A 10,092-nucleotide genomic window follows, 5' to 3' on the forward strand; every position below is an offset into this window, starting at 1 on the left:
CCCCTCCACCGACGCGATCCTGACTTGCCGCCTCATCGACCGGCCGCTGCGCCCGTCCTTCGTCGACGGTCTCCGTAACGAGATCCAGGTCGTCGTCACGGTCATGAGCCTCAACCCCCAGGATCTGTACGACGTCGTGGCCATCAACGCCGCTTCCGCGTCGACGCAGATCGCCGGCCTGCCGTTCTCCGGACCCGTCGGTGGCGTGCGCGTTGCACTCATCGTCTCGGACGAGAACAAGACCGGCCAGTGGGTTGCATTCCCGACGGTCGATCAGCTCGAGAACGCCGTCTTCGACATGGTCGTCGCCGGCCGCGTCGTTTCCGGTAGCGGTGACAACGCCGACGTCGCGATCATGATGGTCGAGGCCGAGGCCACCGACAACGTCATCGCGAAGATCGCCGACGGCGCTCAGGCACCGACCGAGGCCATTGTCGCCGAGGGCCTCGAGGCCGCCAAGCCGTTCATCGCACGCCTGTGCGCTGCACAGGCAGCACTTGCATCCAAGGCTGCAAAGCCCACGGGTGACTACCCGGTCTTCCCGGCGTACCAGGACGACGTTTTTGCTGCCGTCGAGGCTGCTGCGTCCGAAAAGCTCAATGCCGCACTGACAATCGCCGGCAAGCAGGAACGCGACGACAAGACCGACGAGGTCAAGGTCGAGGTTCTCGAGCAGGTTGCACCCAACTTCGAAGGCCGCGAGAAGGAACTGGGAGCAGCGTTCCGCTCGCTCACCAAGAAGCTGGTTCGCCAGCGCATCCTGCGCGATCAGTTCCGCATCGACGGCCGCGGCGTCACGGACATCCGTTCGCTGTCCGCCGAGGTTGCGATCATCCCGCGCGCACACGGCTCCGCACTGTTCGAGCGTGGCGAGACCCAGATCCTGGGTGTGACCACTCTCGACATGGTGAAGATGGCTCAGCAGGTCGACTCGCTCGGTCCCGAGACCAGCAAGCGCTACATGCATCATTACAACTTCCCGCCGTACTCCACCGGTGAGACGGGCCGCGTCGGTTCGCCGAAGCGTCGCGAAATCGGTCACGGTGCACTCGCCGAGCGCGCTCTCATGCCGGTTCTGCCCAGCGTCGAAGAGTTCCCGTACGCGATTCGCCAGGTCTCCGAGGCTCTGAGCTCCAACGGTTCCACCTCGATGGGCTCGGTGTGCGCGTCCACGCTCGCACTGCTCAACGCCGGTGTGCCGCTTCGCGCTCCGGTTGCCGGTATCGCCATGGGTCTGGTTTCCGACCAGGTCGACGGCGAAACCCGCTACGTCGCGCTGACCGACATCCTCGGCGCCGAAGACGCCTTCGGCGACATGGACTTCAAGGTCGCAGGTACCAAGGACTTCGTCACGGCCCTGCAGCTGGACACGAAGCTCGACGGCATCCCGTCGCAGGTCCTTGCCGGTGCACTCTCGCAGGCCAAGGACGCACGGACCACGATCCTCGAGGTCATGGCGGAAGCCATCGACACCCCGGACGAGATGAGCCCGTTCGCTCCCCGCGTGACGGCCATCAAGGTCCCCGTCGACAAGATCGGTGAGGTCATCGGCCCCAAGGGCAAGATGATCAACTCCATCACCGAGCAGACCGGTGCCAACATCTCCATCGAAGACGACGGCACCGTGTTCGTCGGCGCCACCGATGGACCGTCTGCACAGGCCGCGATCGACATGATCAACGCCATTGCCAACCCGCAGCTCCCCAAGGTCGGCGAGCGGTTCCTGGGCACGGTCGTCAAGACCACCGCCTTCGGTGCCTTCGTTTCGCTCCTGCCGGGACGCGACGGACTGGTGCACATCTCGAAGCTGGGCAGCGGTAAGCGCATTGCCAAGGTCGAAGACGTGGTCAACGTCGGATCCAAGATCCGCGTCGAGATCGCCGACATCGATGCTCGCGGCAAGATCTCGCTGATCCCGGTCGAAGAGGGCAACGACGAGGCTGCCGCTCCGGCCGCCGACGAGGCTGCTTCCGAGTAGATCTCACTTCGTACTCTGATGCGGCCCCGCGCGGATTTCCGTGCGGGGCCGCATCTGTACTGTCTGTAGACACAGAGCCTGTAGATACCTGATTGACCACTTGCACCGAGGACTGCTGAACCTTTTCATGGCAAAGACCACTCCCAACACCACGCGCAGCCGCAGCGCTGTGCTGAAATCGCCGATCGATGCGACTCCCGAATCCGGAGTACAGCGCACGGTCCTTCCCGGCGGCCTGCGCGTCGTCACCGAGTTCATTCCCGGTGTGCGTTCCGCCTCCGTCGGTGTGTGGGTCGGAGTCGGCTCGCGCGACGAGCAGCCGAGTGTGGCCGGTGCCGCGCATTTTCTCGAGCACCTGCTGTTCAAGTCGACGCCGTCACGGACGGCGTTGGACATCGCGCAGGTCATGGATGGTGTGGGCGGCGAACTCAATGCATTCACGTCGAAGGAACACACCTGTTTCTACGCGCACGTGATCGACGACGACCTTCCGATGGCGGTTGACCTTGTCGCCGACGTCGTGCTGCGAGGGCGTTGCAGAACCGCGGACGTCGATGTCGAGCGGCAAGTAGTGCTCGAAGAGATCGCGATGCGTGACGACGATCCGGAAGACTTGCTCGGCGACGCGTTCCTGACCGCGTTGTTCGGCGATCATCCTGTCGGCCGTCCGATCATCGGTAGCGTCGAATCGATCGAGTCGATGTCGCGCAATCAGTTGCATTCCTTCCATGTTCGGCGTTACACACCGCAGCGGATGGTGCTGGCCGTAGCGGGAAACGTCGACCACAAGCAGGTTGTGACGCTCGCTCGCCGTGCATTTGCCGGACATCTCGAGCGCGGGGTCAAGCCGGCGCCGCGACGCGAAGGCACTCTGCGTTTGCGAACGATGCCTGAACTGAGCTTGACCCACCGCGACAGCGAGCAGGTCCACCTTGCGCTCGGGGTACGCGCGTTCGGCCGGCACGAGGGCCATCGCTGGGCGCTGTCGGTGCTCAACGCCGCAGTGGGCGGTGGGCTGAGTTCTCGTCTGTTCCAAGAGATTCGGGAGAAGCGCGGGCTGGCGTACTCCGTCTATTCCGGCGTCGACACCTTCGCGGACACCGGAGCGTTCTCCGTGTATGCAGGTTGCCAGCCGGAGAACCTCGGGGAGGTTGCCACGGTGATCCGCGAGGTACTCGCGAACGTGGCGACGGACGGAATCACCGATGCCGAGATCGCCCGCGCCAAGGGATCGCTGCGCGGCGGATTGGTTCTGGCACTGGAAGATTCAGGCTCACGCATGAACCGTATCGGTCGCAGTGAACTGAACTACGGCAACCATCGCAGTGTTGCGCAGACGCTCGCGACCATCGACGCAGTCACCTCCGAAGAGGTGCTCGAGGTGGCGCAGGTGCTCTTGACGAGGCCGTTTGCAGCCGCCGTCGTGGGTCCGTACAAGCGGGTTCGTGACCTCCCCGCGTCGGTACGCGGGATCGTGGGCAAGTAGTTCGAACTATCGAAATCGGGGTGTGCAGTTGAAGATCCGTGGTGCAGTGCTCGAAGAGATCGGTCGGAAGCGTCCCTTCGCAGAGTCGACTCCGATTTCGATTTCGGAACTCGACCTCGAATCCCCGGGCCCGGGTGAGATCCTGGTCAAGATCGAAGCTGCCGGGCTTTGTCACTCCGACCTCTCCGTGGTCGACGGGAATCGGGTACGACCCGTGCCGATGTTGTTGGGCCATGAGGCGGCAGGTCGAATCATCGAACTCGGCGACGGAGTTGATTCGTTGTCGGTGGGCACCCGCGTCGTGATGACTTTTCTTCCGCGGTGTGGTGAATGCGCGGGATGCGCCACTGACGGCCGGATGCCTTGCACGGTGGGTAGCGCCGCCAACAACGACGGCAGTTTGCTCGGTGGCGCGCATCGACTGCGGCGCTCCGGCGAGAACGTCAAACATCATCTCGGTGTTTCGGGTTTCGCGACGCATGCTGTGGTCAACGCCAAGTCGGTTGTTCCCGTCGACGACGACATCCCGGCCGAAATTGCAGCCGTACTCGGTTGCGCGGTGTTGACCGGTGGGGGAGCGCTCCTCAACGCGGCGAAGCCTCGCCCGGCAGACACCGTGATGGTGGTCGGCTTGGGTGGCGTCGGGATGGCCGCAATCCTGACGGCGAGGGCACTCGGGGTCGAGAACGTCATCGGTGTCGACGCACTGGAGTCCAAGCTGGCTCAGGCGCTGGAACTGGGCGCGACCGAGGTCTTCACACCGTCCGGCCTGTCCGAGAGTGGCGTTCGCGCAGACATCGTCGTCGAGGCCGCGGGAAATGCTCGGGCCTTCGAGACAGCGGTGGCTGCGACGGCAGCGGGTGGCACGACCGTCACGGTCGGGTTGCCGGCGCCTGACGCGCGCTCGTCGATCTCACCTCTCGGACTGGTCGCCGAAGCGCGGACCATTATCGGCAGCTACCTGGGATCTGCGGTCCCGTCCCGCGACATCCCGATCTACGCGCAGTTGTGGCGCGACGGGAAGCTGCCGGTCGAGAAGCTCATTTCCTCGCAAATCGAATTGGCCGACATCAATTCGGGTATGGACGAACTCGCCGACGGAAAAGCAATCCGACAGGTCATTATCTTCGACGCGGAGTAGGTGCACGTCGGTGTTATGCAGCGGAAATGAGGCGTTTGCGCCCCCGATTCCCTCCCGAGTCGCCACGGAAAATCGTTACCCGTTGTAACGCTCCTCTCGTACTGGACGACTACTCGAATGACGTTGCGTGACGCCCCGGGGGTCGGTCGTACGTTTTCCAAAAGCTGATTGGGGAGAAGATATGCCGGTTCGTGGGTTCTTTTCGCGACATCGAATACTGGCGGGTGCAGTAGCGCCCGCAGCGCTCGGCGTGGCCGCACTGGTCGCGGTCGCAGTTGCCGTGGATTCTCCGCAATCGCAGACGATCGAGACCGAATTGACCGCGTCTGTCACCGAGTGTCACGACACGGTCGGGATCGGTGTCGCCGGTCGCGGTGACACGCCGGTCGAGGGTACGACGAAGATGCTCGTCGGTGCGGATGGAAAGACACTCCTCCCGGCGGCGCTCACAGACGACTACAGCAGCCACTGGGTGGACCCGGTACTCAAGGCGCCCGCCGGGTCGGTCAAGGACGGCTCGTACGCCTCGGTCTACATTGCGTACCCCGCCAACATGGACAGTTACGAAGAAGCCGTGACGACGGGCGCGGACAACACCCGAGCGGTCATGAAGGCGATCAGTGCCGCATGCCCGAACACGAAGTTCTCGATTGTCGGCTACAGCGAGGGCGCTGACGTAGTGCGCCGCGTGGCGATGGACATCGGCTCGGAGTCGAGCACCTCCGGCATCAATCCGGACAACGTCGTCGGTGTGGTGATCTTCGCCGACGCCGGTCGACTCGCGGGCGAGGGCCCGTTCCCCGGCGCGAAAAACCCCTACACGAACCCTGACGGTTTCAACGAGCAATATCAGGACGGTAAGAACACCGCTTCCGGATCTGGTGCACTTCCAGGTACCAGTGGGGACTTCGGGGCCCTGAAAGGCAAGATTGCGTCGTTCTGCTCTGACGGCGACCTCACCTGCGCAGCCCCCGAGAACATTTCACTCCTGATCCTGGCGGCAAACGTCGGTCGGCAGCTCAACGTCGACCAGTTGCAAGCGCAGAATCTGACGCCCGCCACCGGCATGGATATCGCGGTCGTGATGGGACGCGTGATGTTCGACGCGTTCAACGACATCTCGAGTAATCCCACCTGGATGCAGAGCGACGAAACCTTCCTCGATGTCTTGCTGAAGGTGTCCGACCCGGCGTACAAGCCGAGCGAGGCCACCACCAAGCCAGTCGCAAAGGACTCGGTTTCCACGGAGGAAGTGTCGCCGTTGGCGTACCTGCCGCAGAAACTGTTCAAGGAAATCGTCGGGCTCATCGCCACGAACCAGAACACGATCCCCGTCGTCATGAACGATCCGTACGGCCTCACTTTGGGCCCGGACGTCGGTCACCACTTCGACTACTGGCGTGATTCGGATGCCGCAAACGGCAAGCCCCTGACGTCAGCGGAGTATGCAGCGGCGTGGCTGACTTATCTGGCCAAACAGGCGCAAGACGGCAAGCCGGTCGATTCGTCGGCGAAGCCGACCGCAGAAGAGATGGCGGATGCCATCGATGCCTTGGCTGCTTCGCCTTCGGTTACCGACTCGGCCAAGCCCACCACAACCACGGGCGCAGCTGCGCAACCCGCACCCGCAGGTTCGGGATCTGCAGTACCGGCACCCGCGGTGCCGACGACGTCATCGGTTGCGCCGGCCGCGACGCCGAGTGTGACGTCGACCGTGGCGCCGTCGACTTCGGTCCAGTCGAGTGCACCGCCCGCCGCGACCACGGCGACGACAACATCGACGACAACGACGACACAAGCTGCAGCCGGCTAGAGGTTTCCGTTCGTCAAAAACGCTGTCACAGGCTGCGATCCGCAATAGTTGCGGATCGCAGCCTGTTTTCGTGTACGGGTTACGCACAGCGACCGTTGGTGCTTATCGTGGAAGGGAGGTTTCCGGATCACGAATCGTGGGTTTCACCGTGCACGAGCTGTCCATTGCGCAGAGTGTGGTCGAAGCCGTGTGTGAGCGTGCCGGCGAGCGACGAGTATCGAGCGTGCGGCTTGAAGTAGGGCAACTCTGCGCGGTGGTTCCACACTCTCTGCTGTTCTGCTTCGACGTCGTCACCGCGGGTACTCACGCCGAAGGTGCCAGCTTGCACATCGATGAGATTGCAACCAGCGCGCGATGCAAAAGCTGCGGCGTGATGTTCTCGCCGCCCGACATGTTCTTGCTGTGTGAATGCGGCAGTGCTGATGTCGAGGTGCTTGCCGGCCGAGAGTTACGGATCCTGTCGATGGAAGTGAGCTGAGCATGTGCGCGACGTGTGGGTGCGGGGACACCACAGGACCTCGGGTGTCGGTAGTCGCAGACGGAGAACACGAGCAGGAACACGACGATCATGGGCACGGTCATGGGCACGGTCATGGGCACGGTCACGAGCATGACCATGAGCACGGCCACCCCGACCACACCGTGATTCTCGAGCAGCAGGTGCTCGCCAAGAACGACGGCATTGCGGTTCACAATCGTCAGTGGATGCGGAGCCGCCGAATCACGGCGCTCAACATCATGAGTTCCCCCGGCGCGGGGAAGACGACATTGCTGGCGCGAACTATCCGGGAGCTCGGATGTCAGCGACCGATAGCCGTGATCGAAGGTGACCAGGAAACCCGGCTCGACGCCGAGCGGATCCGAGAGACCGGCGCGTCGGTGGTGCAGGTGAATACCGGGGCCGGATGTCACCTCGATGCCGCGATGATCGACCGCGCACTGCGCGCCTTGGATCCCGCTGAAGAATCGCTGCTTCTGATCGAAAACGTCGGAAACCTGGTGTGCCCCGCGCTCTTCGACCTCGGCGAGGAAGGCAAGGTTGTCCTAATTTCGACGCCGGAGGGGGCAGACAAGCCGAAAAAGTACCCACACATCTTCGCTGTCGCGGACCTCGTGGTGATCAACAAGATCGACTTGCTCCCGTACGTCGAGTTCGACGTCGATGCCTGCGTCGAGCAGGCGAGAATACTCAATCCTGCTGTGCGCGTTGTTGTTTTGTCTGCCACGACAGGTGAGGGCATGGACGAGTGGTACGAGTGGATCGGTAGTCGTTCGGCGATTTCTCCGGTGGCCGTTGACAACTGATCTGCTCGGGTAGTTAATGAAATGAGTGGGTGCCACGCAAGTGGGTCGAGGTTCGACTCCGGTGGCGTCAGCGTTTCGGTGCCGCGGCAATTCGAGGCCACAGAGTCTTGAGGCCATAGCGTGTCAGGCCAGTCGCGGCGCTGAGAGTCAAGGCGCAAGTGCACCCGTGAAAGCGGCTGACATGGACACACAAAAATCGACTGCTGGCACCACGGCGGAACCTGCCTCCGAAAGCGCAACTACCCCCGCAAGCGCAGCGGCCAAAGCGGAAGAAACTCTGATCCACGTGCTGTGGATCAATGCCGGTCTCAGTTGCGACGGAGATTCGGTGGCGCTCACTGCAGCCACGCAACCCAGTATCGAGGAGATCGCGCTCGGCGCCTTGCCCGGCCTGCCTCAGGTAGCGGTTCATTGGCCGCTCATCGACTTCGAATGCGGACCGCAGGGTGGCGCTGACGATTTCCTGGAGTGGTTCTGGAAAGCCGACCGGGGAGAATTGGAACCCTTTGTTCTTGTTGTCGAAGGATCGATACCGAACGAGAAACTTCACGACGAAGGGTACTGGTGTGGTTTCGGGAACAATCGCGAAACCGGCCAACCGGTCACCACGAGCGAATGGCTCGACAAGCTGGCACCGAAAGCCACTGCGGTAGTTGCTGTCGGCACGTGTGCGACCTACGGCGGAATACATGCGATGGCCGGCAATCCGACCGGTGCGATGGGTGTGCCGGACTATCTCGGGTGGACCTGGAAATCGAAGGCGGGCATCCCGATCGTCTGCGTTCCCGGGTGTCCCATTCAGCCGGACAACCTCTCCGAGACCCTGACCTACCTTCTGTACATGGCCACTGATCAGGCGCCGATGATTCCCTTGGACGAATCCCTGCGCCCGCAGTGGCTTTTCGGTGCCACCGTACACGAGGGCTGTGACCGTGGTGGGTACTACGAGCAGGGTGAGTTCGCGACGGAGTACGGGTCGCCGAAGTGCATCGTCAAACTCGGATGTTGGGGACCGGTCGTGAAATGCAATGTCCCCAAACGTGGTTGGATCAACGGAGTTGGCGGGTGTCCGAACGTCGGCGGGATCTGTATCGGGTGCACGATGCCGGGGTTCCCCGACAAGTTCATGCCGTTCATGGATGAACCGCCCGGCGGCAAACTCTCCACCAATGCGGTGGGAATGTACGGGTCCGTGATTCACAGTCTGCGCCGGATCACCGGAAACACGTTGGACAAGGAACCGCACTGGCGCGAGCGCGGGTCGAAATTACTCACTGGTGCGACGCGTACGTGGTGACCGACCGGATACATTCAAATCAGTTCGTGAGCAACGTCTCTGGGAGGCACTGCAATGACGGCCATCGTTCCCGAACCCACCTCGACTGCGGACCGCGACGGTCTTGTCGAGATGGCGTGGGACCCCATCACCCGAATCGTCGGCAGTCTGGGCATCTACACCAAGATCGACTTCGCCAATCGCGAAGTGGTGGAGTGCCACAGCACGTCGTCGATTTTTCGTGGGTATTCCCTGTTCATGAAGGGGAAGGACCCGCGCGACGCGCATTTCATCACCAGTCGTATCTGCGGCATCTGCGGTGACAATCACGCCACGTGCTCGTGCTACGCACAGAACATGGCGTACGGCGTCAAGCCGCCGCATCTGGGCGAGTGGATCGTCAATCTCGGCGAGGCCGCCGAGTACATGTTCGACCACAACATCTTTCAAGAGAATCTTGTCGCCGTCGACTACTGCGAGAAGATGGTCTCCGAGACGAATCCCGGTGTGCTGGCGCAGGCAGAGAACACGCGCTGCCCGCACGAGGAGCAGCACGGGTATCGCACGATCGCGGACATCATGCGGACTCTCAATCCGTTCACGGGTGAGTTCTATCGCGAAGCGTTGCAAGTCTCGCGTTCGACTCGCGAAATGTTCTGCTTGATGGAGGGCAGGCACGTTCACCCGTCGACGCTCTATCCCGGCGGCGTCGGCACCGTCGCGACGATCGAACTGATGACGGACTACATGTCGCGGCTGATGCGGTACGTCGAATTCATGAAGAAGGTCGTGCCGATGCACGACGACCTGTTCGACTTCTTCTACCAGGCGCTGCCTGGTTACGAAAAGGTTGGCCTGCGGCGGACCCTGCTGGGTTGTTGGGGATCGTTCCAAGACCCCGAGTACTGCAATTTCTCCTACAAGGACATGACCGACTGGGGCCGGAAGATGTTTGTCACTCCCGGTGTGGTTGTCGACGGAAAGTTGGTCACCACGGATCTGGTGGACATCAACCTCGGCATCCGAATCATGCTGGGCTCCTCGTATTACGAGGACTGGAGTGATCAGGAGATGTTCGTCAAAACCGATCCGC

General features: G+C 62.3%; 8 protein-coding genes. All 8 read left to right on the top strand.

All coding sequences use genetic code 11. The annotated features are described in order from the left end of the window. Positions 1-1,978, top strand: a 1,978-nt coding sequence (locus RWT78_RS24345) for a polyribonucleotide nucleotidyltransferase (protein ID WP_314681514.1), incomplete at its 5' end; no start/stop codon positions are given. Positions 1,979-2,105: 127 nt separating this feature from the next. Further along, on the top strand, positions 2,106-3,464 hold the full coding sequence (locus tag RWT78_RS24350; RefSeq protein ID WP_003942169.1) for a pitrilysin family protein: 1,359 nt from the start codon (positions 2,106-2,108) through the stop codon (positions 3,462-3,464). Positions 3,465-3,492: 28 nt separating this feature from the next. Continuing rightward, positions 3,493-4,605, top strand: coding sequence for an alcohol dehydrogenase catalytic domain-containing protein (locus RWT78_RS24355; protein ID WP_314681516.1), 1,113 nt, complete (start codon positions 3,493-3,495; stop codon positions 4,603-4,605). Between the two features lie 181 nt (positions 4,606-4,786). After that, on the top strand, positions 4,787-6,418 hold the full coding sequence (locus tag RWT78_RS24360; RefSeq protein ID WP_003942184.1) for a cutinase family protein: 1,632 nt from the start codon (positions 4,787-4,789) through the stop codon (positions 6,416-6,418). A 148-nt stretch (positions 6,419-6,566) separates the two neighbouring features. Further along, positions 6,567-6,896: a hydrogenase maturation nickel metallochaperone HypA gene (hypA, locus tag RWT78_RS24365; protein WP_073512368.1), complete on the top strand. Its 330-nt coding sequence runs from the start codon at positions 6,567-6,569 to the stop codon at positions 6,894-6,896. 2 nt (positions 6,897-6,898) lie between these two features. After that, positions 6,899-7,723 (top strand): hydrogenase nickel incorporation protein HypB, encoded by an 825-nt coding sequence (gene hypB, locus RWT78_RS24370; protein ID WP_314681518.1) that lies wholly within the window; start codon positions 6,899-6,901, stop codon positions 7,721-7,723. 181 nt (positions 7,724-7,904) lie between these two features. Continuing rightward, the gene (locus RWT78_RS24375) at positions 7,905-9,020 is read left to right on the top strand and encodes a hydrogenase expression protein HypE (RefSeq protein WP_314681520.1); all 1,116 of its coding nucleotides are present in this window, start codon (positions 7,905-7,907) and stop codon (positions 9,018-9,020) included. 54 nt (positions 9,021-9,074) lie between these two features. Continuing rightward, the coding region (locus RWT78_RS24380) for a nickel-dependent hydrogenase large subunit (protein WP_314681522.1) at positions 9,075-10,092 on the top strand (1,018 nt) is incomplete at its 3' end.

It is taken from the genome of uncultured Rhodococcus sp. (assembly GCF_963525155.1).
GTDB lineage: Bacteria > Actinomycetota > Actinomycetes > Mycobacteriales > Mycobacteriaceae > Rhodococcus_F > Rhodococcus_F qingshengii.